The 25,166-nt window shown below is 42.2% G+C and carries 25 protein-coding genes; 12 read left to right on the forward strand and 13 right to left on the reverse strand.

Annotated features, from left to right (window positions below):
• Nucleotides 1-76: 76 nt before the first annotated feature.
• Genes BUC20_RS28230 through BUC20_RS28240 form a run of 3 tightly spaced genes read right to left on the reverse strand, consistent with a single transcriptional unit; the run spans nt 77 to nt 2,217 of the window.
• Nucleotides 77-1,333 carry an MFS transporter gene (locus BUC20_RS28230; RefSeq protein WP_073236339.1) on the reverse strand — a complete coding sequence of 419 codons (1,257 nt, stop codon included), beginning with the start codon at nt 1,331-1,333 and terminating at the stop codon, nt 77-79.
• 13 nt (nt 1,334-1,346) lie between these two features.
• Nucleotides 1,347-1,571, reverse strand: coding sequence for a hypothetical protein (locus BUC20_RS28235; RefSeq protein WP_073236342.1), 225 nt, complete (start codon nt 1,569-1,571; stop codon nt 1,347-1,349).
• A gap of 16 nt (nt 1,572-1,587) precedes the next feature.
• On the reverse strand, nt 1,588-2,217 hold the full coding sequence (locus BUC20_RS28240) for a TetR/AcrR family transcriptional regulator (RefSeq protein ID WP_234994611.1): 630 nt from the start codon (nt 2,215-2,217) through the stop codon (nt 1,588-1,590).
• A 290-nt stretch (nt 2,218-2,507) separates the two neighbouring features.
• On the opposite strand from BUC20_RS28240, the gene BUC20_RS34005 reads away from it, so the two are divergent.
• From BUC20_RS34005 to BUC20_RS28265, 6 genes are read left to right on the forward strand one after another with little or no spacing between them, the layout of a single operon-like run.
• Nucleotides 2,508-2,678, forward strand: a complete 171-nt coding sequence (locus BUC20_RS34005) for a hypothetical protein (RefSeq protein ID WP_159441176.1) — start codon at nt 2,508-2,510, stop codon at nt 2,676-2,678.
• Between the two features lie 17 nt (nt 2,679-2,695).
• Entirely contained in the window at nt 2,696-3,301 is a 606-nt protein-coding gene (locus BUC20_RS28245) for a superoxide dismutase (protein ID WP_073236347.1), read from the forward strand.
• Between the two features lie 17 nt (nt 3,302-3,318).
• On the forward strand, nt 3,319-3,768 hold the full coding sequence (locus tag BUC20_RS28250; RefSeq protein WP_073236350.1) for a hypothetical protein: 450 nt from the start codon (nt 3,319-3,321) through the stop codon (nt 3,766-3,768).
• Between the two features lie 19 nt (nt 3,769-3,787).
• On the forward strand, nt 3,788-4,408 hold the full coding sequence (locus tag BUC20_RS28255) for a peroxiredoxin (protein ID WP_073236353.1): 621 nt from the start codon (nt 3,788-3,790) through the stop codon (nt 4,406-4,408).
• 3 nt (nt 4,409-4,411) lie between these two features.
• Nucleotides 4,412-5,758 (forward strand): dihydroorotase, encoded by a 1,347-nt coding sequence (locus BUC20_RS28260; protein ID WP_073236356.1) that lies wholly within the window; start codon nt 4,412-4,414, stop codon nt 5,756-5,758.
• A 3-nt stretch (nt 5,759-5,761) separates the two neighbouring features.
• Nucleotides 5,762-6,448, forward strand: a complete 687-nt coding sequence (locus tag BUC20_RS28265) for a 2,3-bisphosphoglycerate-dependent phosphoglycerate mutase (RefSeq protein ID WP_073236359.1) — start codon at nt 5,762-5,764, stop codon at nt 6,446-6,448.
• Between the two features lie 31 nt (nt 6,449-6,479).
• Here BUC20_RS28265 and BUC20_RS28270 read toward each other — a convergent pair whose 3' ends face one another.
• The 5 genes from BUC20_RS28270 to BUC20_RS28290 form a co-directional block, all read right to left on the reverse strand.
• Entirely contained in the window at nt 6,480-6,902 is a 423-nt protein-coding gene (locus BUC20_RS28270; RefSeq protein WP_073236362.1) for a DUF417 family protein, read from the reverse strand.
• Nucleotides 6,903-6,972: 70 nt separating this feature from the next.
• Complete coding sequence (locus BUC20_RS28275) at nt 6,973-7,164, reverse strand: hypothetical protein (protein ID WP_073236365.1); 192 nt, start codon at nt 7,162-7,164, stop codon at nt 6,973-6,975.
• A 63-nt stretch (nt 7,165-7,227) separates the two neighbouring features.
• Nucleotides 7,228-9,654 carry an ABC transporter permease gene (locus tag BUC20_RS28280; RefSeq protein ID WP_073236368.1) on the reverse strand — a complete coding sequence of 809 codons (2,427 nt, stop codon included), beginning with the start codon at nt 9,652-9,654 and terminating at the stop codon, nt 7,228-7,230.
• 1 nt (nt 9,655) lies between these two features.
• A complete protein-coding gene (locus BUC20_RS28285; protein WP_073236371.1) occupies nt 9,656-10,333 on the reverse strand; it encodes an ABC transporter ATP-binding protein in 678 nt (225 codons plus the stop codon).
• A gap of 96 nt (nt 10,334-10,429) precedes the next feature.
• Nucleotides 10,430-11,686 (reverse strand): efflux RND transporter periplasmic adaptor subunit, encoded by a 1,257-nt coding sequence (locus BUC20_RS28290; RefSeq protein WP_073236712.1) that lies wholly within the window; start codon nt 11,684-11,686, stop codon nt 10,430-10,432.
• Between the two features lie 247 nt (nt 11,687-11,933).
• Between BUC20_RS28290 and BUC20_RS28295 the strand changes: the two genes are divergently transcribed.
• From BUC20_RS28295 to BUC20_RS28305, 3 genes are all read left to right on the forward strand, one after another.
• Nucleotides 11,934-13,280: a sigma-54-dependent transcriptional regulator gene (locus tag BUC20_RS28295; RefSeq protein ID WP_073236373.1), complete on the forward strand. Its 1,347-nt coding sequence runs from the start codon at nt 11,934-11,936 to the stop codon at nt 13,278-13,280.
• The gene (locus BUC20_RS28300) at nt 13,270-14,610 is read left to right on the forward strand and encodes a sensor histidine kinase (RefSeq protein WP_073236375.1); all 1,341 of its coding nucleotides are present in this window, start codon (nt 13,270-13,272) and stop codon (nt 14,608-14,610) included. Before BUC20_RS28295 ends, BUC20_RS28300 begins: the two co-directional genes overlap by 11 nt.
• A gap of 263 nt (nt 14,611-14,873) precedes the next feature.
• Complete coding sequence (locus BUC20_RS28305) at nt 14,874-15,821, forward strand: lysophospholipid acyltransferase family protein (protein WP_143166950.1); 948 nt, start codon at nt 14,874-14,876, stop codon at nt 15,819-15,821.
• Here BUC20_RS28305 and BUC20_RS28310 read toward each other — a convergent pair.
• Both BUC20_RS28310 and BUC20_RS28315 read right to left on the reverse strand, forming a co-directional pair.
• Complete coding sequence (locus BUC20_RS28310) at nt 15,796-16,857, reverse strand: NAD(P)H-dependent flavin oxidoreductase (protein WP_073236378.1); 1,062 nt, start codon at nt 16,855-16,857, stop codon at nt 15,796-15,798. The two genes, BUC20_RS28305 and BUC20_RS28310, sit on opposite strands and share 26 nt — an antisense overlap.
• Nucleotides 16,858-16,860: 3 nt before the next feature.
• The gene (locus tag BUC20_RS28315; RefSeq protein ID WP_084529369.1) at nt 16,861-17,358 is read right to left on the reverse strand and encodes a tetratricopeptide repeat protein; all 498 of its coding nucleotides are present in this window, start codon (nt 17,356-17,358) and stop codon (nt 16,861-16,863) included.
• A gap of 149 nt (nt 17,359-17,507) precedes the next feature.
• Here BUC20_RS28315 and BUC20_RS28320 point away from each other — a divergent pair, with 149 nt between their 5' ends.
• A complete protein-coding gene (locus BUC20_RS28320) occupies nt 17,508-20,591 on the forward strand; it encodes an AsmA family protein (protein ID WP_073236380.1) in 3,084 nt (1,027 codons plus the stop codon).
• Between the two features lie 12 nt (nt 20,592-20,603).
• Complete coding sequence (locus BUC20_RS28325) at nt 20,604-21,356, forward strand: sterol desaturase family protein (RefSeq protein ID WP_073236382.1); 753 nt, start codon at nt 20,604-20,606, stop codon at nt 21,354-21,356.
• A gap of 72 nt (nt 21,357-21,428) precedes the next feature.
• On the opposite strand, the gene BUC20_RS28330 is transcribed toward BUC20_RS28325, so the two are convergent.
• The gene (locus BUC20_RS28330) at nt 21,429-22,268 is read right to left on the reverse strand and encodes a DUF6266 family protein (RefSeq protein ID WP_073236385.1); all 840 of its coding nucleotides are present in this window, start codon (nt 22,266-22,268) and stop codon (nt 21,429-21,431) included.
• A gap of 354 nt (nt 22,269-22,622) precedes the next feature.
• Here BUC20_RS28330 and BUC20_RS28335 point away from each other — a divergent pair, with 354 nt between their 5' ends.
• Nucleotides 22,623-23,354, forward strand: a complete 732-nt coding sequence (locus tag BUC20_RS28335) for a beta propeller repeat protein (RefSeq protein ID WP_143166951.1) — start codon at nt 22,623-22,625, stop codon at nt 23,352-23,354.
• Between the two features lie 249 nt (nt 23,355-23,603).
• Here the strand turns inward: BUC20_RS28335 and BUC20_RS33825 are convergent, their stop codons facing one another.
• The gene (locus BUC20_RS33825; RefSeq protein WP_073236719.1) at nt 23,604-23,927 is read right to left on the reverse strand and encodes a four-helix bundle copper-binding protein; all 324 of its coding nucleotides are present in this window, start codon (nt 23,925-23,927) and stop codon (nt 23,604-23,606) included.
• Between the two features lie 26 nt (nt 23,928-23,953).
• Complete coding sequence (locus BUC20_RS28345; RefSeq protein WP_073236391.1) at nt 23,954-25,156, reverse strand: efflux RND transporter periplasmic adaptor subunit; 1,203 nt, start codon at nt 25,154-25,156, stop codon at nt 23,954-23,956.
• Nucleotides 25,157-25,166 lie beyond the last annotated feature (10 nt).

The following is a 25,166-nucleotide window of genomic DNA, read 5'->3' on the forward strand; positions in this document are numbered from 1 at the left end:
CCCATCATCAGGCGGGTATCCTATAAAAAAGCGTTCAATATCGAACAATCATTGTTCCATATTGAACGCTTTGCAATTAGCCTTCCTGTTCTTTCTTTTTAACCATCACGCTCACTCTGTAGACGAAAATCCCACAGATTAAAACCATGACAGAAACGACCAGACCAAGGGTGTCGTAATGTTGCAGCGGACTGCTCTTGGTTTCCTGAGTCACGATCAGTCCGGCACATAAAGCGGCAATACCACCAGCAACTTGCTGTAAGGAAGAATTGACACTCATAAAAGCACCTCTGTCTTTCATGTCCGGAATACTCATGGTCAGTGTTGTTGCAGGAATCATCCGGCTCATGATCCCCATAAAAAGAATCATGTTCAGCACCACCACTTCCCATAATGGCACCGGGCTCAGGTTGGTATAGATCAGGATCAATACGACAGCCAGGACCGACCCGGCAGCAAAGATCATGAACTTATCTACTTTATCACTTAACTTGCCAATCAAAGGCATCATAATGATAGACGCCACTCCCGTCAGCATAAATACCACCGGCAGCTCTGCCTGGGTGATCTTAATGTTATTGATCAGGTAAGCACTGCCAAAGGGCATCAGCATAAATCCTCCTACGCTTAAAAAAGCAGTAGCCAGAAAGCCGGTCTGGTAAGAGCGGTTAGAAACGGCATGCCATAAGTGTAAAAAGGCATTTTTGTCCGACTGAACGGCAAGGTGCTGGTCAATTGGTTTTACCTTGATCAGAATGGTCAGGCCGATCAGAATGGCCAGGCCAACAATCATGAAGAAAGCAGCATGCCAGCCCCAGATATTGGCCAGGTAAAGTCCTACCGGAATACCCAGGACCTGACTTGCGGCAAAAGCCATTTGCACAAAGCCCATCACGCGTCCACGTTGATGAACGGCAAAAAGATCGGTCACGATGGTCATGGAGATGGCTCCGATAACCCCACCGAATAAACCCGTTACAATTCTGGCACCGAGCAGCATTTCATAAGTGGTAGACATGGCACAGCATAACGTACCGATAATGAATCCGCTGTAAAAGAACAACAGGAGCTGTTTACGGTCAAATTTATCAGCAAAACCAGCGGCAAGGATTCCCGATGCGCCGGCACTAAAAGCATAAGCAGAAACCACGAGTCCAAAGCCTTTTGGCGTGATTGACAAGGATTTCATCAGAAAGTCACCAAGAGGTGCAAGGACCATAAAGTCGAGCACAATGGTAAACTGGAGTAAGGCCAACAGGGCGATCACCAGCTTTTGATAGCCCGAAAAAGGGGCGGTAATGTTAATATTGGGATTAGGGATTGTTTGTTCCATTAGAAATTTTTAATTAAGTTAATTCTTCGCACTGATAGCCGTTATGGACCACCAGATTGATGACATCATTCAGTTTCAACTGGGAGGAGACGATCCTCAGGACACAGTCAATGTCGTCCTGGTCTACTGTCCAATTGGCAATTTTATACTCCTGCATCACTTTAGCGATTAAGCGCTTATCTCCTTCTGTACGGATGTCCGTCTTAAAGAGCAGGATATCGTTCATATTAAGTTCCATAGGGCCGGATTTTAGGTTATTTTTTTAAAGCTTTTAATACGAGATCAAAGGTTCCCCAGAGAACTTCATCGGTTAACACAAATGGTTTGCCGCCCAGACTCCGTCCTTCATTGTGGAACCGGATCAGGTTATACAAGGGGGCGAAAGCTACAGACCAGTAGGTTTCCAATGGCATCGCTTCTATCTCTCCTCTTTGTACGGCATTGTGCATGAATCTGCCTAAAGTGGATTTAAAGGTTTCTATCAGGCGCTCAAAAATCTTTTCCTGATAGGTGGAGGTCCGCAGTTGTTCAATCATCTGTACAGACAATGGATTTTCCAACATACAGTTAGCCCTGTTTTTCCATTGTTGCCGCAAGCCAATGGCAAAAGGGGCATCCGGATCGAAATCTTCCAGCATCAAGGCGCCCATTCTTTCCGTTTCTTCCATCCCAACCTGGAGGATCAGGTCGTCCTTATCTTTGTAATAAATGTAAAGTGTGGCTACTGAAATGTCACATTCTTTGGCTAATTTACCCATGGTAAAACCTTCAAAACCGACCTTAACGAGCAACTCGATCGCCTTTTCTTTTACCAACTCTACTTTATTTACATCTCTGATACGCATCGCTTTACAATTGAAGTTCAAATATAAATGAATATTCATTTACTTATAGGCTTTTTGTAAAATATTTTTTTCAATTCGCTTAACCATAAGCTTTCCCCTCATTAATCTGCCCTGGGAGCACTATTTACAGCACATTCAAATTTAGATAACTCTAAATTATAAGTTATATTAATCTAATATAATTATTAGATATAACTAACTTTACTATATTTGCATCATTAGAGCAATGATACATTAAATGAAAACCACCAATTCAAGCCCCCATAATACCAAAACTGCAATCCGGTTTACTACAAAATCCGGTCGGCTGTCAGACTAACAAAATTTATATGGACTACGTCATTCAACTACTGGAAAAAGAAAGGAAAATGCTGGAATACACCTTACGTGAAGAAGACCTGATGCACAAGAACATGAATCAGGCGACACAAAATCTAAAAAAAATCGCTGAAATAAAAAGAGCGGTTAAAGTGCTGAAAGTAAAAATAAACCGCAGCTGATTACAACCTGATAACATATGGACATTACACTACAATTACCGGAATTGCCTTATCAAAAAGATTCAATGGCTCCAATAATTACTGAAGAAACCTTCGATTATCATTATGGTAAACACCATGCTACCTATGTAAATAACCTGAAGAACCTGACAAAGGACGACCCTCTGTCAGAAACAACAGTTGAGCAAATTCTACTGGAAAGTCACCACAATAACAACACGCTTCTCTTCAATAATGCCGCACAGCACTGGAACCATAGTTTCTTCTGGCATTGTCTTTCCCCCAATGGAGGAGGCCTTCCACAAAACGACATCAAACAATTGATAGATCGGGATTTTGGAGATTTTGACACCTTCAGGAATCAATTTTCAACGACTGCATTAAAACTCTTTGGAGCAGGCTGGACATGGCTGGCTCAGAACGAGGCAGGTAAACTGGAGATTATTCCTTTAAAAGATGCATCTACACCACTAACTGAGAACAAAACACCTATTCTAACGCTGGATGTCTGGGAACATGCCTATTATATTGACTATCGAAATGAGCGAAATAAATTTATTGATGGCTTTTGGGAAGTAGTAAACTGGGATTTTGCCAACAAAAACCTGCTGTGTAACATCTGATAAACAAACATATAAAAATGACTGCAGCCGATATCCAGAACATAGAAATCAGTTGGAAAACAAATACCCTTGCTTCCTGCAAGCTGTTCAATGAAGGAATCTTAGAAGATGCGCTTTCAGGGTATAAAACTGCTTTTCAATTGGCAGAATCTTTAAACAATAACATGGCAGAATGTATCAAAAAAGACATTCCTTTTATACAGGTTTATGTGATTTCCTGTAATAATATCGCTCATACTTATGTAGCGATGGGGCTAAAAGATCAGGCAGAAAGTATGTTCCGGCAGGTCCTCCGTTACCTGCTGAATCTTCGAAAGCAACCTGATATAAGTATAGTTGAGCTATTGAATGAACTAAAGCGGGCAACAATTGAGTACGTCAGTTTCATTGAAGCCAACAATGGCAATAAAAAGAATTTAGAAGATCTGTTTCAAATTTTAAAAACCAGGAAGTTTCCGATTAATTAAAAAACAAACTATAAAGAACATGTGCAATTCAATAAAAACATTAATAAAAGAACAAAACAACAACGAGCGTCAGGGGCCTTTAACGATAGGCGACAAACTTCCGGTTTTTTGCAAAAAGGCAGTCATTACCACTGAAGATGGAATGGAGATTATCGATCTTGAGCAGAATTATGCTTCCGGAAATAGCAAATGGACTATCCTGTTCTGGTGGCCTAAGGACTTCACTTTTGTGTGTCCGACTGAAATCGTTGATTTTGATAAAAATGCCCAGGCATTTTCTCAGCGGAATGCCGTAGTGATTGGTGCTTCTACCGATTCAGAATACGTCCATCTCGGATGGAGGCAGCACGAACCTCAGCTGGCTCAGTTGAGTATACCTATGCTCGCAGACACCTCAAAATCATTGGCAACAGAAATGGGTATTCTGAATCCCGGCGAAAAAGTGGCATACAGAGCCACTTTTATTATTGATCCTTCAGGAATTATTCAATGGGTAAGTATCTACCCCATGAATGTTGGCAGGAACGTAGCTGAAGTCCTTCGTGTGCTTGATGCCTTACAAACAGAAGAACTGACCGCATGCGGCTGGACACCCGGAGAACAAACCTTAACAACCCGGTTAATGCAAAAAATGTCCTAAGGCATGAAAGGTATGATCATAAAAAATGTATCCATTGTGAATGAAGGGAAAATCATTATAGCCGATCTGATGATGGAAAATGGCATGATCAAAAAAATAGGTCAGATTGATTCCAAACCCGCTGACAAGGTAATCAACGGAACCGGTAAATACTTATTTCCCGGTATTATTGATGGACAGGTCCATTTCAGAGAACCGGGATTAACCCATAAGGGAGACCTGTATACGGAAAGCAAAGCGGCGGTTGCCGGTGGGGTTACTTCTTTTATTGATATGCCCAATACCATACCAAATGTGCTCAGCATAAAAAACCTTAAAGAGAAGTATGTGCTTGCATCAGAGAGATCCCTGGCCAACTATTCTTTTTTTATGGGCATAAATGCAGACAACATTGAGGAAATCCTCAGCATCGATACTTCCGCTTTTATTGGGCTCTCTGATGATGGCCTATATTTCACAAAAAAAGGAAACCTTCTGGCAGACCAGCCGGAAATCATGGAGCAACTCTTTTCCCGGTGCAAATCCATTATCGCAGTGCATTCTGAAGATGAACAACTCATTGAAGCCAATGAAAAAAGAATGAGAGAAAAATATGGAGAAGAAATCCCTTTTAGCTGCCATCCTCTGATCCGCAGTGAAACAGCCTGCTATCAGTCTACAAAAAGAATGATTGAACTTGCGGTTAAACATGAGGCTTATCTTCATGTACTCCATCTGTCAACCGAGGCTGAAACCCACTTATTCCGCAACGATATTCCACTATGCGAAAAAAGAGTGACAACAGAAGTGTCAGTTCAGCACCTGTGGTTCTCAGACCAGGATTATGAACGTTTGGGTCCTTTGATTAAATGGAATCCTGCAATCAAATCAGAGAAAGACAGAAAGGGACTTCTCCAGGCTTTAATCGATGACAGGATTGATATTGTCACGACAGATCATGCCCCACATCTGTGGGAAGAAAAGCAACAGTCTTACTTCAAATCTCCTTCAGGAGGCCCCATGGTTCAGCACGCTTTATACATCATGCTTGAATTCTATAAACAAGGGCTTATTTCTCTGGAAAAAATAGCAGAAAAAATGTGTCACAATGTGGCCATACTTTATAAAATCAACAAAAGAGGTTTCATAAGAGAAGGTTATTTTGCTGATTTAACTTTAGTTGATCTCCATTCGGGATGGACAGTTGGCAAGGAAAACATCAGGTATAAATGTGGCTGGTCTCCCCTTACAGGGCACAGGTTTCAGACAAAAGTAACGCACACATTTGTCAATGGTAATCTGGTTTACGACAACGGGCAGTTTAATGAAAGTCAAAAAGGAATGGCCTTAACATTAACAGTTAAGAGATAAATTATGAATGCAAAATTAATATTGATCCGTCATGGTCAGTCTCAATGGAATCTGGAGAACAGGTTTACCGGCTGGCAAAATGTCGGCCTTACAGAAAAGGGAGAAGAAGAAGCACATTTGGCAGGAATACAACTCAAAGGAGAGAAAATCGATATTGCCTTTACTTCTACACTTTTAAGAGCACAAAAAACACTGGACATTATACTTGAAGAGCTCCATTTTCAATCCCTTACCATCATGAGTAATAAAGCATTAAACGAGCGTTGCTATGGTGAACTCGAAGGTCTTGATAAGGCAGAAACTGCATTAAAGTATGGAGAAGAACAAGTTCTTACCTGGCGAAGGTCTTATGATGTTTCTCCTCCGGGAGGAGAAAGTCTGAAAAACACGTTTGACAGGGTCATCCCCTATTTTTTAAATCGAATCCTTCCTCTTTTGGAAATGGGAGAGCATGTACTTGTTGTTGCGCATGGAAATAGCTTAAGGTCACTGATCATGTTTCTGGAAGACCTTACTCCTGAACAGATCCAGTTAACAGAACTTCCAACAGGTGTTCCTCAAATTTATGACTTCTCTGATGAACAACTCCATTCTCTGAGACCAAAAGGTGATCAGTTTAAAGTCCCTGATAAAAAAACAACTTATGATTTGAGGAATCTTGAAAATAAACATGACCAGTTTACTGATTAACGTTTATTTTCAAGATCGACCTCAACGATTTTTACGGAATGCTCCTGTCCAGCACCTGTAAAGACACCCCCAATAAGGTCAGGTCTTTCAGGATAAAGAAATCTGTAATCGGTACGCCTTCTACCGAACGCCAGACTCCAGGTGTGGTAAACAGGAAAGAAATGGTGGTTAAAAAGATGAGAACCGATAAAGCCGCTCCGATTTTACCCAGGTTTTTGTTCCAAAAAGAGGCGACCAGCAACAGGCCTGTACCAATCTCAAACACCCCGATAAAATTAGAGACCCCCTGAAGAGAAGAGATTTTGAGCATCCAGCTCATTAAAAAACTATGTTCTACCAGCCCTTTAATGGCATTTGCTTCCGCCTGGGTAAATTTAAAAATCCCAATCCAGATCAGGACAAGGGCAACTCCGATGACACTAATGCCATAACCAAATTTTGAATAATTTTTCATTTGTAAAGATTTGTTTACCTCCTTGTCGGAGGTAAACCGAAATCCTTACAATAAATTTTAAAATTCTTTTTTATCCTTTAATCGCATCTTCCAGGCTGGACCCATCTTTGGTCAGCACCTGAAAATGATTTTCTTTAGCCAGAGCTAATAAATGACTGATAAAATCAGTGGCATTGGGATAAACAGTTTTATCGAACTTTAAGATCGTTTCAATTTTATTTACCGCATTTACATATTCATCGTTTACTTCTTTCTGATTCATAACTGCTTTTTTATAGGTGAGAATTATATCTTACAAGGTACAAATTCAACCGTTAAATTCCTGTTATTCATTTCTTAAGCTTTTCACCGGGTTTTCCAAAGCACTCTTCACTGTTTGAAAGCTTACCGTAATTCCGGTCACCAATATGGTCAGTAGTCCTGCAATCACAAATATCCACCATTCTACCTCGATCCGGTAAGGAAAATTCTCCAGCCAGTTGTTCATGATCCACCAGGATAATGGCGTACCGATTACGATTGCCAGTCCTACCCAGCGGATAAATTCCATATTGATCAGCTTCAGGATCTGCCATGGCTTTGCGCCAGAGATCTTACGAATAGCAATTTCTTTTGTTCTCCGGAGCAACATCAGACTCGCTATCCCTAAAATCCCCAGACATACAATAAAGATCGTCAGCCAGGTAAAGATCATGATGATCACCCCATAGGTCACATCTTCCTTATACTGCCGGTCGAAAAATTCATCCAGAAAAAAGGAGTCAAAAGACGAATCCGGAAACACGCTTTTATATTCTGTTTCCAACATTCCTGCAATCGCCTTCGCATTAGCCCCCTGAACCTTCACAGATACATACTGGAAATCCAGGGCATTCCATGGACTAAACATCAGGAGCACTACCGGACGAAAGTTTTCTTTCAGGGAGAGGTGGTGATAATCTTTGAGCACCCCAATCACTTCATACTTCTTGTTCCCCTGCCCTTCCAGATTTATAAAACCACCAACAGCCTCTTCTTCGTTTTTAAATCCAAAAAGTTTCATCGCACTTTGGGTCAGGATCAGGGAATTATCCTTATCGGCACCAAAACTCTTTGAGAAATTCCTGCCTTTTACAATTTTCAATTGATAAGCATCAATAAAATCATAATCTACCCGGTACATTTCGGTCAGCACCGATACCTTTTCCGGATCATTGTCCCGTTGATTGGCAATAAAGAAACTGACCATTTCTCCCGGAACAGCGCTGGATCTCGTGACCGACTTTACGCCTCCTATGGTTTTCATCTTCTCTGTAATCATTTCCAGCTTCTCCTCATAACCATCCGTCTTGGCCGGTGTTTTAAAAACAAGGGTCTGAGCAACATCCACGCCCAGGTCCTTACCCTGCATAAAATCCATTTGCCTTCTGATCGTAACGGTAGAGACGATCAGTACAATTGCCGCGGTAAACTGGAAAATAATCAGCCCATGACGCAGGCCTTTACCCATTCCAACCCGGAAAGACATCCTGTTTTTTAACACTACGGCAATCTTTACCTTTCTCAGAATCAGGATTGGAACCGCTCCGGTAATGAAGGTACTCAGCATAAAAATCAGCACCAACAGGCCCCACACCAACGGGCGCTGCCAGAACTGATTAAACATTGGGGAGTAATACAAATGCGTTAAAAAAGGAAGGGCGATCACCATCAGGATCAGAAAAATGGAAACTGCCAGGAAGTTGATGATAAAAGACTCAATAAAGAACTGTATCATCATGTGTTTCATCTTACTGCCCACCAGCTTCCGCACTCCGATCTCTCCGGCCCTTTCAATAGATTTGGAGGTCATGATATTGATAAAGTTTACCCAGCCTACGATCAGGATAATGAAGGCAAATACAAAGATGAAACGGATGTTCTGTTTGCTTCCTTTTACCTCATATTCCATTGGCTTTAGTGGATTCAGGTGGATGTCTGCAAGAGGTACCATATGGATTTCCCAGCTTTTATCCCTCATCGCATCTGCAGTTTTGAATTTCTCTGCCAGGGCGGGAAATTTCTTTTCAATCATTCTTGCATCAGCTTCACTATCTGCTTTCACATAGGTATAAGCAGAGTGGGTATACCAGCTATCCCGCTGAAAAGGCGAGGTGCTGGCATAAGAAATGATCATGTCCAGCTTCAGGTGAGACTGAGGTGGAAAATCTTCAAAAACGCCACTAACCGCACAATGGTATACTGTTTTCCGGGTCGTGATGTCCAATACCTTACCCATGGGATCGGCATCCCCAAAATATTTTTTTGCCGCAGAGGCGGAAATGGCAATGGTATTTGGTTCCAGCAAGACCTTTTGAGGATCGCCTTTCAACAAAGGAAAGGAAAAGAAAGAGAAGAAATTACTGTCTGCAATCACGACCATCGGTTCCCTGTAAATCTTATCCTGATAACGAACGATCCGTTCATTGTCATTAAAGTTGACCCTTGTAATGGCCTTTACTTCCGAAAACTCGGCTTTCATCGCTCCGGCATAACCAAAGGAACTCGTTGCCCAGGAATCTGCGACGGCTCCATTCAGGGTAAAATAGGATTCTGCCCGGTATATTTTATCACTATCCTTATGGAAGTCATCATAATGGCTTTCAAAATCCACATAATTCATCAGGATCACGCAGGCCCCCATAGAAATCACCAGGCCAATCAGACTGATCAGGGTGTAAAACATGTTTTTCCGAAGGTTACGGAGGGCAATTTTTATATAATGCTTGATCATCTTATGCCAATATGTTTTCTGTAACCACTTGTCCGTCCAGCATTCTGATGATCCGGTGACTATATTTGGCATCGTGCTCAGAGTGGGTTACCATAATAATCGTAGTTCCCTGGGCATTCAGGTCAGTCATCAGTTGCATTACCTCATTGCCATTCACAGAGTCCAGGTTTCCTGTTGGCTCATCGGCAAGGATCAGTTTAGGTTCATTGACTACTGCGCGTGCTACGGCAACCCTTTGCTGCTGCCCTCCGGACAATTGCTGAGGAAAATGATTTCTCCTGTGCATCAGCTGCATTCTCTCCAATACCTCATCTACTCTCTTTTTCCTTTCTTTCTCTTTCAGTTTGGTATAGATCAATGGGAGTTCCACATTTTCAAAAACGGTCAGCTCATCGATCAGGTTAAAACTCTGGAATACGAAACCTATGTTTTCTGTCCGCAGGTCTGACCGTTTATAGTCGTTAAACTTCGCCACTTCTGTACCATTGAAGAGGAAACTTCCTCCATCCAGGTCGTCCAGCAGGCCCAAAATATTCAGTAAGGTAGATTTTCCGCAACCGGAAGGTCCCATTACGGCAACAAACTCTCCTTTTTTCACTTCAAATGAAAGGTCATTTAAAGCCGTAGTTTCCAGCTCCTCAGAGCGATAGATCTTTTTAAGTTCAGTTATTTTAATCACGGTTCAGGTTTCTTTGTGTGGCTAATTTGGATTTACAATTTTATATTATTTTAACTCTTTTATGGTATTTTAACCCGGTTTGTTCAATTCCTTTGATTAATCTTCTTTCAGGACCAGTTCCTGCATCTCTCCATAAGCTTCGTAGCCGGAAATGATCACCCTGTCGCCCTCCGCAAGTCCTTGTTTCAATTCATAAAAGTCCGGATTCTGCCGACCGATCCTCAGGTCTGTGCGCTGGGCCGTTTTGCCATCTTTACTCAATTTGAAAATCCAGTTTCCACCGGTTTTCTGGTAGAATCCTCCCCGGGGTAGCAGCAATGCATTTGTAGCATCGCTCAATGCCAGGCGTACCTGTAAGGTCTGCCCTCTCCGGATGCCCTCAGGTGTATCGCCAACAAACTCCATATCCACCTGAAACTTCCCATTCAGCACCTGTGTAAAGATCTTCTTCACCCTCAGCATGGTCTTTTTATTGTTGAAGCTAAACTCCGCCTGCAATCCGGGAAAAATCCTGGAGATATAATGTTCATCAATCTCTGCACGGACTTTAAATCCGCTGATTACATCGATCTGCCCGAGTCTTTCTCCTTTATTTTTATTCTGGCCAATTTCAGCATCCAGTGAAGTCAGCTGTCCGGATACCGGAGCCCTTACGGTCAGGTCTTCTACTTTTTTACGCATCACAGCCAGGGCATTTTGTGTCCGCTGGAAAGACTGTGCACTCTGATAAACCTCCTGTTTGGTCAGCGTAGAATCCTGTTTCAGGATCTGTGCAGTGAGCTTTTTCTTTTTCACCTGATAATTGTAGGCAATCTGACTTTGCTTAAACTCCTGCGAGGCGATGATCTTTTGATCGAAAAGTTTCTTATTCAGGAGATAGGCTCTTTCTGCTTCCTCCCAGGAACTCTCCACATCGGCCATCTGGTTTAACTTCCCTATGGTATTTTGCTGAGCGGCATTTCTGGAAATCTGCATCTGGGTCAGCAGGTTAAACACCGCTGTTTCCTGATTGGCAAGGTTCAGCTCCAGGTCGGTATTCGACAACCTTAAAATGGGATCCCCTTTTTTAAGAAAAGCCCCGTCTTCCACAAACTTCTCTTCCAGTCTCCCTCCTTCAGCAGCATCCAGATAAATGGAAGTAATGGGCATCACCACTCCGTTCACCGGAATAAACTCCTGAAAAGCTCCTTTCCTGATGTCGGCAATAACCAGGTTGGAAAGCCCTGCTTTCATTCTGCTTTTACCAGACTTCATCAGGTATCCGTAAGCCATCAATCCGACGATCAGAATCCCCCCTCCCAGGAAAGCCTTCCGTTTAAAATTCCAACGCTTTTTTTCTAAAACTGTATCCAAGATCTTATAATTTATGAAAAGGAAAAACCTACTGTTCTTTCCTTCATAAAAGCCATACCAACAAAACAAACAACTGTACAACAACAACTTAATAGAAACAAGAAAAACATTAGCCGTTCGCATCCGAACAAACGCTGTTCGGTTTCGGTACAGTTGTTATCCTTATTTTTTCAAAGAATAACATTGATAAGCAGACCATTAAATCCTATACTTGTAATCGCCCTTTTTAACGCAATTTATATTTTTTATGCAGCTGAAAAACGTGTCTATTTTAGTGGTTGATGATGATCCCGATGTGCTTACGGCGGTAAGGCTTTTATTGAATACGGAAGTCAGGGAAGTGGTCACAGAAAAGAACCCCGAGCAACTCCCTTCTTTACTGTCTGCAAAAACATTTGACCTGATCCTTTTAGACATGAATTTCAAAAGTGCCATTAACAATGGCAATGAAGGATTTTTCTGGCTCAGCAAAATAAAGGCGATGACTCCGGAAAGCAAGGTCATCATGATCACCGCATATGGCGACATAGACCTGGCCATTCAATCTTTAAAAAACGGGGCGGCCGACTTTGTCGTTAAGCCCTGGCACAATGAGAAATTACTGAAAACCATCGCAGAAGCACTGGATAAAAAAGAAAAACCTAAGGCAAAGGCAGTAGACCATAGTCAGGGCATCAGTTCAGAACTGATCGGCCGCTCTGATGTGATGCAGGATATATTTTACAAAATCAGCCGGGTGGCCCCTACCGATGCGAATATCCTGATCCTTGGAGAAAACGGGACCGGTAAAGACCTCATCGCAAAAGCCATTCATCAGCAATCCTTAAGGGCCGAAAAACCATTCGTTAAGGTAGACATTGGCTCCCTTACAGAAGGACTCTTTGAAAGCGAACTCTTTGGCCATAAAAAGGGAGCTTATACTGATGCAAAGGAAGACCGGACAGGACGTTTTGAAGCGGCAGATACAGGAACCTTATTTCTGGATGAGATAGGAAACATCAGCCTGACGCAACAAGCTAAATTATTGACTGTGTTACAAAACAGGCAAGTCATCAAAATAGGTAGTAATGATGCGGTTCCTGTAGACATCAGGCTCATTTGTGCCACCAATGTACCGCTGAGCGAACTTGCCAGTGATGAACGCTTCCGTAAAGACCTGATTTACCGCATCAATACGGTCGAAATCATGGTTCCTCCTTTGAGAAAACGAGGAAAAGACGTGCTGCTGCTCGCCAGACATTTCAGTAAGGTCTACACTGATAAATATTTCAAATCTGCCATGGACTTTGAAGAAGCTGCCATGGATAAATTGTTACAATATCCTTTCCCCGGAAACGTGAGGGAATTACAATACACCATAGAACGTGCGGTCATCATGGCCGAAGGGCCGGTATTGAAGCACAGCGACCTGGTTTTTTCTCCGATGGAGAATGCTACCGTGATGGCCAATGAAGACCTCAGCCTGAAGTCGCTGGAAAAGAATGCCATCCTCCAGGTCATCGAGAGAAATAAAGGAAACATCACCTGGGCCGCTAAAGAACTGGGCATTACCCGAAACGCGCTATACCGCAGACTCAATAAATATGACATTTAAGCCGATCATCCGGCGGGCAATCTGGCGGATCACCTTTCTGTTTGTCACCCTTTCTGCCACATCTTATTGCCTGGTACAAGGCTGGTATTCCTGGTTGATCCCCTTGTCGTTCATCCTCATTTATCAGGTAGTGGAGGGCTATAAATCACAGTTAAAGATGTATCGGGAATTCGGACATTTTGTGGAATCCGTAAGGTACCGGGATTTTTCTCTTCATTTCGATGTCAAACATGCTCCACCGGAGTTGAAGCAACTCAGGAAAGGGTTTAATGACATCAATGATGCCTTTAAGCAGGTTTCCCGCGAAAAGGAAACCCAATACCAATATTTAAAGAAAATCCTGGAACTGATCGATACGGGCATCTTGTCTTATCAGACCGAAAACGGAGAGGTGATCTGGATGAATGAATCATTAAAGAACATGCTTCAGCTCCCCTATTTAAAAACCATAACTTCCCTAGCTCAGCGGGACGAAAAATTATATCAGGAGATCATCTCTCTAACCTCCGGGGAGTCTAAGGTATCCGGGATCCGAAATGGAGATCAGACGTTAAAAGTGCTGCTTTCTGCCACCGCTTTCCAAACCGGCCCGGTAAAATTCCAGGTGATCGCCTTTCAGAACATCAACGAAGTCCTGGATGAAACAGAAGCAAAGGCCTGGCAAAAACTGTTGGGGGTACTTACCCATGAGCTCATGAATTCTATCGCTCCGATCTCTTCGCTGGCCGAAACCCTTAAAAACCGTCTCTCTTCTTTAGCGCAAACTGCCACTCATACCGCCCCCTTCGAAGATCTGGAAACTGGGATAGAAGCCATACAGAGAAGAAGTCAGGGGCTACTGAGGTTTGCAGAAACCTATAGAAACCTGAACAAGACCAGCGCCCCTGTGATGGAGCCGATCCAGGTCAGACACCTGCTGGAAAGCATTTACCAGCTCATGCAACCCAGCTTATCACAAAAAGACATCGAACTGGAACTCATCCTTGCAGAGTCAAATCTGTTGATCAGGGCAGATCATGCACTGATGGAGCAGGTCCTGATCAATTTATTGTTGAATGCGGTAGCTGCACTGAAAGACAGACCAAATCCAAGGATCGTGCTTTCCGCGGAGCGCAGTGACAAAGGTAAAGTGGCCATTAAGGTAACCGACAATGGCTGTGGAATTCCTCCGGAAATGACAGACCGCATATTTGTCCCCTTCTTCAGCACAAAAAAATCAGGTGGAGGAATCGGACTTCCCTTATGCAAGCAAATTGTGATGCTCCATCACGGACAGATCCAGTTTCATTCCGTGGAAAATACAGGCTCCAGCTTTATCCTGCTGCTATAAATGTTTCATCCCCGTTTTATTTACACTTCACACACTTCTGATCCTGTCGCCCTTCTGGCCTGATATTGCTTTCTTCATGGACCAGCATTACTTATTCCTGAACTGGTATTACTTCTTCCCCGCCTGGTATTAAGTATCCATGCTTTCCCCCGAAAGTGAATATGACGATATAATGAATCAGTTTTTTTGTAAAAAAATTCACCTCTTTTTAATTTTGTACTGTCATATCAAAAAACGTTAGGTCCTGATTAAATTTTCATATCATGATTGAGCAACAAGGAAACCCCAGTGAAACGGCATCAGGCCATCTCAGTTTCGCTTCCAGAATGGCTTCAAAAGCCGGCATATTTATACTGAATACCTTATCCAGACTTCCTCTTTCCCTGCTTTACTTTTTCGCAGGTTTCATTTATATTCTGATTTACTATGTACTTGGTTACCGCAAAAAGGTGGTCAGGGAGAATTTGAAAAATGCTTTCCCTGATAAAAAGCCAAATGAATTGAAGCAGATAGAGAAAGCCTATTTCAGACACCTGTCCAGGATCATTGTAGAAATTTTCAAGATGCGGACCATTACTCCAAAAGAACTCGGGGAACGCGTCCGCTTCAAAAACATTGATCTGATCAGGGCTTACCTCGATCAGGACCAGAGTATCATGCTCTGCTCCCCTCATTATGGTAATTGGGAATGGTCGGTCATGGCATTAGGCTTACAGGTAAAAAACCACATCTACACCATTTACAAGCCACTAAACAACAACATATTTGACAGGTGGTTCTATCAGATGAGAAACCGTTATGGGAATACCATGGTTCCCATGAGAAACACCCTTCGGGCCATCAAAAGCAGCGAAAATGAAACAACGATATTTTGCTTTGCAAACGATCAGGCCCCGCCGAAAGAAGAATCTCATTATTGGGTAGACTTCCTCAACCAGCCCACTTCTTTTCATTTAGGGGTAGAAAAAATTGCACAGAAAACCAAACGGCCGGTATTTTATGCCTCTATGAAAAGCATCCGGAAAGGTTATTATGAAATGGAATTTATCCCGATTTCCTTGCATCCGGAGGAAGCCCTGCCTAAGGAAATTACGCATTCCTATGCCGAGAAACTCCAGAGCACCCTCATTGAAGAACCTCCATATTGGTTATGGAGCCATAAACGATGGAAACATAAACCAGATCCTAGCCTAGTCCAGCCGCTGCAATGAGTTGATGAAATATAGCGGTGGTGCTTCCCTTTTTAGATTTTCCTGCGGATTGTCCGGCCCACATCGCAACAAATTCTTTATCATTTATTTGCTGTGCGTGTTTCCTGATCGGACCAGTCAGGCTGTTTTGTAGTGTATAATCAGGTATTTCAATTCCCGAATCAGTAATCAGCCTGATCAGCTTATTATTTATTCCTCTTGCCCAGCGTCCGGAAATGGATTTAGTCAAGACCGTATCTACGTCACGGGCGTTTAAGACCGCCTCTTTATAAGCAGGGATGGCGATACTTTCATCTGCAGGAATAAAGAGCGTTCCGATCTGTACCCCTGAGGCTCCCATGATCAGTGCTCCTTTTACAGATTCCCCGTCTGCTATCCCACCAGCGGCAAGCAGCGGAACCTGAATAACGTTCCTGCAGGCAGATAGCAAGGACATCAGTCCGATTTGTGGTAATGTTGCTTTAGAGAGAAAACTTCCCCGGTGTCCGCCTGCTTCGACACCTTGCAGCGTGATCGCATCAATGCCTTTGCTTTCCAGGTATTGGGCTTCTTCCAGACAGGTTGCTGTCCCGATCAACACCGTTCCATTCTTTTTCAGCGCCCTGATGACTTCATCATTCATACAGCCGAAAGTAAAACTCAGTACAGGAATTTTTTCGGCCAGGAGAACTTCTACCTGATCCAGATAACTATATAATTTCAGAGATTCGGGTGTTCTTCGTTCAAAAGGAAATCCTTCCTGCCGACAAGTACTTTCCAGAAAATCCTGCATTTTATTAAAAGCCACTGCCGCTCTTTGTTCCGGAACCTCATGAACAAACAGGTTAACCGCAAAAGTACGGGCGGTCTTTTCTTTCGTAGCCTGAATCAGTTTTTTTACCTCATCGGGAGATAAACCACCAACGGGCAATGAACCCAGGCCACCTGCATTCGAAACCGCAGCAGCCATTTCAGGAGTAGAAACGCCCAGCATCGCTCCCTGAACAACGGGATAAGTGATTTGGAGCAATGGAGTGATGCCGGGAGTAGCAGACATAGCTTAAGGCTGTTCTTTAAGGTTTACATTGGCACTTAAAAACTCCAGATATTTATCATCTTCTCCTTCAAAAATTTCTTCCGGATCCAACAGATAAGCCCTCAGAAGGAACTCTTTTGCTCTTTCCTGATCCGCCTGCTCAAGGTAACACTCTCCAAGCCGTAACATGATGAAAGGATTGGAATAAACATTTTCTTCCACATTGCTTTTTGCAGTCAGAAAATAGGTTAATGCCGTTTCAAAATCGTCTTGCAGAAAATAAGCATCACCTATAGAAGCATTCAGCCAGACACTTTGTACATAATGATTCTGAGGTTCAGGAATCAGAGACAATGCCTCTTCCCAGGTGGCTACCGCACCGTCAAAGTCCTCTTCATCCATGCAATCATTTCCGCTTTCTGAAAGCTCATCTATTTTAGCTGTTACCTCATTGGAAAGCTCAGGAAAAGCACCTGTTATTTCATCTTCATTCATGATCTGATATTTAAGTTCTTGTAGCATTTCATCAATGCCGTTTATATAAATACAATAATCGGGTTTTAGTTTTCTTAAAACAATTCAAATGTTCCGTGATACCAATTTCATATCTATGCATTTTTAGTTTTTAAAGAATTACCTTTGTCCTAATATATATTAATACACACATCACATTGAAAAAAGTTCTTAAAATTACCGGAATAACACTCGTTTCTATTGTACTGCTATTGCTGGTCAGTCCTTATCTGCTCCCAAAAACCATTTCTAAAGAAGTGGAAAAATGGATCAATGGGAACATCAAAGGAGAAGCCCGATTTGACAGCAGCAGCTTATCCTTTTTCAAGAATTTCCCCTCTTTAACTTTCAGTCTTCATAATTTCTCTTTAAAAGGTGCGGCCCCATTTCAACAGGACACCCTGCTGTTTACTAAAGAATTGTCATTCCGGGTAGATTTACGCACCGTATTTTCCGACCAGATCAAGATAGACCAGATTTATCTCGATCAGGCCAATATCCAGATTGAAGTAGATGAGAAAGGAAATGCGAATTACAACGTATACCAGAGTAAAACAGATACCACTAAGAAAACAGACAGCAGCTCCACAGGAATAAAAATCGAAGGGATCTTTATCAAAAAGAGTAACCTGAGTTATAATGACCGCTCTGTACCGATGATGATCAGTGCGAAAGGGCTGAACTATTCCGGACAAGGAGATTTGAGCAAGGCGATCTTCGATCTTAAAAGTCAGGCAGAGATTGACACCCTGAACCTTTACTATAATGGCACTCCTTATTTACTGAACAAAAAGGTAAATGCCAAACTCCTCACCAAAATAAACACCAATTCCCTGGATTTGATGTTTGACGAAAACGATTTAAAGATCAACTCCTTACCAATCCATTTTGTGGGCCGTTTCTCTTTCCTGAAAGATGGCTACGATATCAATTTTAAAACAAAAGCCAAGGAGACCGACCTTCACAATATATTCTCAGCCATGCCACCTGCTTTGGCCAGACGAATGGAAGAGACCAATATCAAAGGTTATGCAGAGATTGATGCTTCACTGATCGGAAAATACCTGGCAAAAAGTAAAACCATGCCTACCCTATCCTTCAATATGAAAATCCGCGAAGGACAGATTTCCAATCCGAAAGCACCAGAGCCGATCAGCAATTTATACCTGAACCTGCAAACAAAACTGCCCAGCTTAAATATGGATAGTTTATCCATCAATATGGATAGCCTGCATTTCAACATGGGTAAGGATTATGTCAGCTCAATATTGAAGCTGAATGGGCTAAAAGAGCCTAAAATATTCATTAAAACCCGTGCTTCGATAGATTTGGGCAAATGGGGAAAGATTTTCGGTGTAGAGCAGATCAGAGGGCATTATGTGCTTGACCTGAATGCCGATGGCAAGTATACCAGAAAAGTGGTCCGTAGTGGAATCAGACAAATAGATACCGTGATTGCAACCATCCCCAAATTCAGCTTAAAATCTTCGGTGAGCAACGGTTATTTTAAATACGCTTCATTGCCTGCAGCGATCGACAAGATCAATTTCAGCATGAACGGTGATAATCCTGATGGCAATTACAAAAACACCAAACTGGAGATCAGCGACATTAACATACAGGCTTTGAGCAATTATATCCGTGGTTTTGCGAAATTGCGGACGGCAGAGAACAACCCTATAGATGTACAGCTGAAATCGATGATCAACTTTGCAGAGATCAAAAACTTCTATCCGCTAAAAGACCTGGAACTGAGTGGGGAACTGCACCTGGATGTACAAAGTAAAGGAGGATATCATAAACTTAAAAAGCTGTTCCCTGTCACTTCAGCAAGTATTAAACTGGCAAACGGGCGGATTAAAACAGCACATTTTGACCAGGCACTGGAACAGATTGTAATAGATGGCGACCTGATCAACAAGGACGGCAAACTAAGGGGCACTCAACTGAACATCAAACCCATCTCCTTCCAGATGGCCGGACAGCCTTTTATGTTGAAAGCAGACCTTAAAAACTTCGATAACCTCTCTTATAGCGTCAGCTCCAAAGGAACAATAGACATTGGCAAAATGTACCAGTTATTTGCCATCAAAGGTTACAATGTTAAAGGATCGGTATTTACGGATGTCTCTTTTAAAGGATTGCAAAGCGATGCGATGAATGGCAGGTATCAGAAATTAAACAACAAAGGCCGTGTGGTGGTGAAGGAACTTACCCTGGAATCTGATTTGTTCCCGAAATCATTCCTGATCAAAAACGGATTGTTCTCTTTTGCACAGGATCAAATGAAATTCGAGCGCTTCAATGCCAGTTATGGAAAATCAGATTTTACCATGAACGGTCACCTGAGCAATATCATCAACTATGTATTGTCGGATAAGGCAATGCTGACCGGAAATTTCAACCTGCAAACGAAACAGCTTTTTGCTGATGAATTTATGGTTTATAACTCTGCTCCTGCCCAGCCGGGGAAAGCAGCAGCAGGAAGCGGCGTAATCATCATTCCAACTAATTTAAACGTTTCTGTAAGTACAGATGCAGGTTCAGTTTATTATAACGGCCTGAAAATTAAAGATGCAAAAGGAACCCTGGGTTTAAATAACGGAACCATGACCCTGAGCCAGACGAGCTTTAACCTGATCGATGCACCGATGAGTATGGAAGCAACTTATAAAAGCTTAAGTCCTAAATCTGCCAGTTTCGACTACCACATTACGGCTAAAGAGTTCGACATTTCCAAAGCTTATAAAGAGATCAAACTCTTCCGCGAACTGGCTACTTCTGCCTCAAAGGTCAAAGGGGTTGTAGGACTGGATTACCAGCTTTCAGGAAAACTGAATAAAGACATGTTCCCTGTTTTTCCTTCCTTAAAAGGTGCTGGAACGCTTTCCCTTAAAAAAATCAGCCTGATGGGCTTTAAATTCATGAATGCAGTAAGTAAAGCAACCCGCAGGGATAGCTTAACCAATCCGGACCTTTCTGAAGTGAACATCAAGAGCACGATCAAAAACAACATCATCACGATGGAAAGGTTTAAAATGAGGGTGGCCGGATTCCGTCCGCGCTTTGAAGGTCAGGTGAGTTTTGACGGCAGACTTAACATCAGTGGCAGGCTTGGTTTACCTCCTTTTGGTTTGATCGGAATCCCATTGAGCATCACGGGAACCCAGGACAACCCGAAAGTTTCTTTAAAAAGAAATAAAGAAGGAAAACTGGAAGAAACGGAAGACGAAGATAAATAGCATATCCCCCATATGGATGTAAATGAAGGATTAACTTATTTACTGGAATTACCGGCCATTTATTTATGGCCGGTATTTTTGTTGGAAAATGTTTTGATTACCCTGATGGTGCTTTGGTTGGGAAGACTTATCCAGCGACACTATGCTCCTGAGATGATGCCCGCTTATTCCTATACCCCCAGAGAATGGTGGATCTGCGGAATCACAAATATCCTGAATACCGTAATCACCTATCTGGGCTATTGGTTGTGGAAACATGGTTTTATTCTGATCAGTACAGACCTTTCCTTATTGATTTTAAGTGACATCCTGATCTTGTTTCTGGCCATGGACCTGCTGATGTATGTCTTTCACTATATCATTCACAAAACATGGTTGTATAAAGCCATACATGGTCTCCACCACGAGTCAACAGACCCTAAGCCCATTGACTTGTTTGTCCTGCATCCGCTGGAAACCATTGGTTTTGGCTCCCTGTGGCTACTCTTGTTATGTGCAGTCTCATTTAACATTTACGCCATTGTCGTTTACCTGGTGATCAATGTATTATTTGGCATGACCGGGCACCTGGGCATGGAACCTTTAAGTGTTAAACTGCGGAATAAACCCATATTGAAGTATCTTGGAACCTCAAGTTTCCATCACGATCATCACCAGGATATCACCCGTAATTTCGGGTTTTACACCAGCATCTGGGACAGGTTGTTTGGCACTTATAAACCGATGTCCAAGCCCGGATTTACAGGCACAAAGCATCCCCATTGAACCTGAAATTCAATCTTACAAATCTTCAAAATGAACAATAAATACTACTCTTTAACCAGAGAAAGCTTCAGATCAGCTGGGTTTTCCGGGAAGATGATCCAGTTTGCTCTTCAGGGCGCGGTATTCCGTCTCCAGATTCCTGAAGGCCTTTGTTAAAATAACCGATCCTCCTGGTTCTATATACTTCAGGTAAGCATCCGAAACCTGATCAAATCTCGCTTTTAAGGCTGCATAGGCTTCCCTTTTAGTTTTTTCCTCCTGAGTCTCTGCTTCGCCATTCAAATTTCCAAGATATACACTTTCAGAGATCTGTGTTCCATCGGCAGATTTAAAACACATATAGGCCTCTATGGGCTCGTCAATGACGTCTTCACTCAGCTCTACACTGTATTTTCCGGTTTCTCTTTTTGAAGCATTCAAATGAGATTTTCCGTTTTTCAAACCTGGAAGATAAATCAGGATCATCACAATATCGTCTTCATGATGCTCCAGGCCTGCTTCAGTGGTATTCCAGCTGATGTCCAGTCCTGTCGGTGTTTTAACTAATGTGGTCCCTTTTGGAGCCGGTAAAGTCCCCTGGCTCAGCTTCACCTTGCTGTAATCCATCTTGAGGTTGGGATAGGCTCCTTTTAACGCAAATTTTTTATTGTAAGAAGTGGCCAGGTTATGAGGATTTTTTACCGTTCCCCTCGCCTCCAGTTCGAAACCTAGATTGATGAACTTCAGGACACAATCGGGCTTAAAAAAGGCCATGGTGACCGCCATTGACTGACAATTGACCAATTGCGCCGGACTCGATTTGGTTCTTCTGCCCACCATTCGCGTAACAGGCTGACCTTTTAACATGTAGTGTACCAGTTTTCCAATTTTTCCATTCGGATGGCCATATGGGCCGTTTTTAGAGATTGCCATAGTGATAAGATTAATTTATTTAACCTTAAGATACGCATAATCCACAGAATTGCAGCAAGTTGACTATATTTGAAAGGCATTTTTTTTTGTGACCGCTTTTTAATGCGTAAACTTATAGGACTCCGCGATCAAAGAATAAATCCAGCCATGACCTGCCCTCTAAGGGGCTACAGGCCTGATAAAGCCCTATCAACCCTTTAGAGGAAGTTAAGCAAAACCCGATAGAATTTCTCGTCAAATCGGACACCACAGAATAGGAACGAATGCATACCATTAGTTCATGATATTCCTTAATTATTTTAATATTCATTTTAAAAAAATATTTATCTTGCATTACACACAAAAATGAATATTATGAAATTATTTAAAACTATGCTGATGATAGCGTTCTTGTCATCTTGTGCAAAAAAAGAAGTACCGGATCAACCGTTATCACTTGATGACCCAAATTGGACAAAGATTGAAATTGCAGATGGAAAGGAAGCTCATGCTGTTTATGGGAGCATTGATGATACGCTGATGGTATCCACTTTGACCGAAATTTATCTAACCACAGACAAAGGTAAAACATGGCTTAAAACAAAAACAAACCACCAGCCTGTTTACGGTTTCTTGTCTGTAAAGGATACCATCTTTGCATTACAGGCAATTACCATGAAAGATATGAATAACCAAAGATTAGCTACATTCGGCTCATATTTCAGTCTGGATAAGGGATTTACCTGGGATTGGTGTAGTAAATTCAACATTTCTGAGAAAAGATCCAAAGCATATGCAACAGTTTCTTTAGATAACCAGACAGAAATTAAATTGAAGGAAAACTTAGAGCCAATCGGGGGGAATCCAAATCATAATTATGTTTTAAAGAGTGAGATTGAGGTTGTTAAAAACGGCTCTTCAAAAATACTTCAGGTCCCATTCGATAACCAAATCACAAATTTGCACCTAGATAAATCAGGGAGATTGTATGTTTCTGCAACCAACGACATACATGATAAAAAAACGGGTAAATATTTATCCACTGAAAAAAATCGTCCGGCAATTATTTTTATCTCAAAGCAGAAGGTAAAGCAGTTGATAAACTAATCCGTCAAAAAAGCAAACTAACAAAGAAGGCGTCAATCAAACGCCTTCTTTGTTAGTTAAACCAATGCGCAGCACAATAATGCCATAATTTCATCACCACCGCGATTAACATAAAAATGCATAATATCCAAAAGAACAGCATTCTAGTCCATCCGATATGAGAAAATGGCCGTTTTTTCATCACCACAGTTTTATATTCACTAATAAAGCAACTCCATTCAGCGTCAATTCCTCCCTTACTGGCATCAGTTAATTGCTTAGTTTCTGATAAGAAATGCGACAGTGTACGGCACATTTCAAACAGATTTTTGCACATATCCTGCAATGTTCCTGATCATAACCTGCACAGACCTCTGCGCATAACCGACAGGCCCTTTCACAATTCAGAAGGTGCTCTGAATCCAGCGCTTCAGGCGACATTAATAAACTGGCAGTAAGCGCGCAGATATCCGCGTAATCCGTACCTGTAGGATGCCATTTCCTTAGTGTCCCATACTGAATTCTGGAATAGCCAACTGCTGCACAATCCTCACAAACACCGGCACAAAAGGCCAGTGTTTGTTTTAAATCCATGATTTCCTGTGGTCTCAACATAACGGTTACTCCTCTTCACTATTTTTCATTTTTGAAAGCAGGTCGTACGCTCCTTTCAATACCACTTTACCTTTAGTATCGATATCACCAGGGATTTTTACTTCTACATAACCGGCATCACTAACGCCTGTTTCTACAGGAATCATTTGATAATGCTTAGCCCCACTTTCTCCCTGTGCATTTCCTTCCTTAGGTGCAGAAACCGAAATAAAAATGTATTTCTTACCCTGGAAATCTACCACTCCGCCTTCCGGCAGAGCCAATACTTCATGGCTTCCGGTTTCAATAAAAGCCTTCAGGTAGGTACCTGGAATAAAACCTGTACTTCCTTTTGCGATGGCATGTACGGTTACCGTTTTATCGGTATTAATTTCTCCTCCCACCAGCTGAATAACTGCAGTTCTTTCAGCATCGTCATTGGTCAGTGTAAACCTCACCTTCTGTCCCTTTTTTACCGTAGCCGCATCTTTCTCAAAGACATTCAGTTCCACATGCAGGTTAGAATTGTCTACAATTTCGAACATAATGTCATTAGGGTTCACGAACTTTCCGGTATTCACATTTACCTTAGTTACATAACCATTAATCGGAGAAAAAATGCTCACCTGACTCCTAATGTTTCCTGCGGTTAAACTGGCTGGATTGATATTGATCAGTCTCAACCGTTGCTTCAATGCATTTTCCCGTGCCAGCGTGACCTGATATTGAGATCTCGCCTGTTGCAACACTTTTTGTGCATTTACATTTTGTAAAGCCAAAGTCTGCTGACGTTTGTATTCTGAATCGGTTAACTCCAACTGACTTTTACTTTCCAGGTAATCCTGTTGCAACTGAACATAGTCCTGGTTTTCCAACACCGCTACCAGTTGTCCTTTTCTTACCGCCGTTCCGGGCAATAATGGAGAGGACCTTACGATCCCTCCCATTTGTGTGGTGATGCTCACCAGATTTTGTGGTGGCACATCAATGAAACCATTTACTTTCAAAAGGCCGCTCATCGATTTCATTTCCGGAGATCCTAAAACAATGCCTACAGATTTAAATTGCTCCGGACTGATTTCTACCTTGTTTTCATCCTCCTTCGGCTTCGCTTCTGTGGCCGCCGCGGCAGTACTTTCTGCTGCTTTATTATTTCCGCAGGCAGAGAGGAATAAGGCCAGTATTACAACCATGGCCATTCTGCTGATATTTTTAATTTGTATTTTCATTTTCTGTCAT

The organism is Pedobacter caeni, from assembly GCF_900129215.1.
In the GTDB taxonomy this organism is placed as follows: Bacteria; Bacteroidota; Bacteroidia; order Sphingobacteriales; family Sphingobacteriaceae; genus Pedobacter; species Pedobacter caeni.

Bases quoted from the DNA above. Each gene is read 5' to 3' on its own strand.
- BUC20_RS28230 (WP_073236339.1), bottom strand. From the start codon at position 1,333: ATGGAACAAACAATCCCTAATCCCAATATTAACATTACCGCCCCTTTT.
- BUC20_RS28235 (WP_073236342.1), bottom strand. From the start codon at position 1,571: ATGGAACTTAATATGAACGATATCCTGCTCTTTAAGACGGACATCCGT.
- BUC20_RS28240 (WP_234994611.1), bottom strand. From the start codon at position 2,217: ATGAATATTCATTTATATTTGAACTTCAATTGTAAAGCGATGCGTATC.
- BUC20_RS34005 (WP_159441176.1), top strand. From the start codon at position 2,508: ATGGACTACGTCATTCAACTACTGGAAAAAGAAAGGAAAATGCTGGAA.
- BUC20_RS28245 (WP_073236347.1), top strand. From the start codon at position 2,696: ATGGACATTACACTACAATTACCGGAATTGCCTTATCAAAAAGATTCA.
- BUC20_RS28250 (WP_073236350.1), top strand. From the start codon at position 3,319: ATGACTGCAGCCGATATCCAGAACATAGAAATCAGTTGGAAAACAAAT.
- BUC20_RS28255 (WP_073236353.1), top strand. From the start codon at position 3,788: ATGTGCAATTCAATAAAAACATTAATAAAAGAACAAAACAACAACGAG.
- BUC20_RS28260 (WP_073236356.1), top strand. From the start codon at position 4,412: ATGAAAGGTATGATCATAAAAAATGTATCCATTGTGAATGAAGGGAAA.
- BUC20_RS28265 (WP_073236359.1), top strand. From the start codon at position 5,762: ATGAATGCAAAATTAATATTGATCCGTCATGGTCAGTCTCAATGGAAT.
- BUC20_RS28270 (WP_073236362.1), bottom strand. From the start codon at position 6,902: ATGAAAAATTATTCAAAATTTGGTTATGGCATTAGTGTCATCGGAGTT.
- BUC20_RS28275 (WP_073236365.1), bottom strand. From the start codon at position 7,164: ATGAATCAGAAAGAAGTAAACGATGAATATGTAAATGCGGTAAATAAA.
- BUC20_RS28280 (WP_073236368.1), bottom strand. From the start codon at position 9,654: ATGATCAAGCATTATATAAAAATTGCCCTCCGTAACCTTCGGAAAAAC.
- BUC20_RS28295 (WP_073236373.1), top strand. From the start codon at position 11,934: ATGCAGCTGAAAAACGTGTCTATTTTAGTGGTTGATGATGATCCCGAT.
- BUC20_RS28300 (WP_073236375.1), top strand. From the start codon at position 13,270: ATGACATTTAAGCCGATCATCCGGCGGGCAATCTGGCGGATCACCTTT.
- BUC20_RS28305 (WP_143166950.1), top strand. From the start codon at position 14,874: ATGATTGAGCAACAAGGAAACCCCAGTGAAACGGCATCAGGCCATCTC.
- BUC20_RS28310 (WP_073236378.1), bottom strand. From the start codon at position 16,857: ATGTCTGCTACTCCCGGCATCACTCCATTGCTCCAAATCACTTATCCC.
- BUC20_RS28315 (WP_084529369.1), bottom strand. From the start codon at position 17,358: ATGCTACAAGAACTTAAATATCAGATCATGAATGAAGATGAAATAACA.
- BUC20_RS28325 (WP_073236382.1), top strand. From the start codon at position 20,604: ATGGATGTAAATGAAGGATTAACTTATTTACTGGAATTACCGGCCATT.
- BUC20_RS28330 (WP_073236385.1), bottom strand. From the start codon at position 22,268: ATGGCAATCTCTAAAAACGGCCCATATGGCCATCCGAATGGAAAAATT.
- BUC20_RS28335 (WP_143166951.1), top strand. From the start codon at position 22,623: ATGAAATTATTTAAAACTATGCTGATGATAGCGTTCTTGTCATCTTGT.
- BUC20_RS33825 (WP_073236719.1), bottom strand. From the start codon at position 23,927: ATGGATTTAAAACAAACACTGGCCTTTTGTGCCGGTGTTTGTGAGGAT.
- BUC20_RS28345 (WP_073236391.1), bottom strand. From the start codon at position 25,156: ATGAAAATACAAATTAAAAATATCAGCAGAATGGCCATGGTTGTAATA.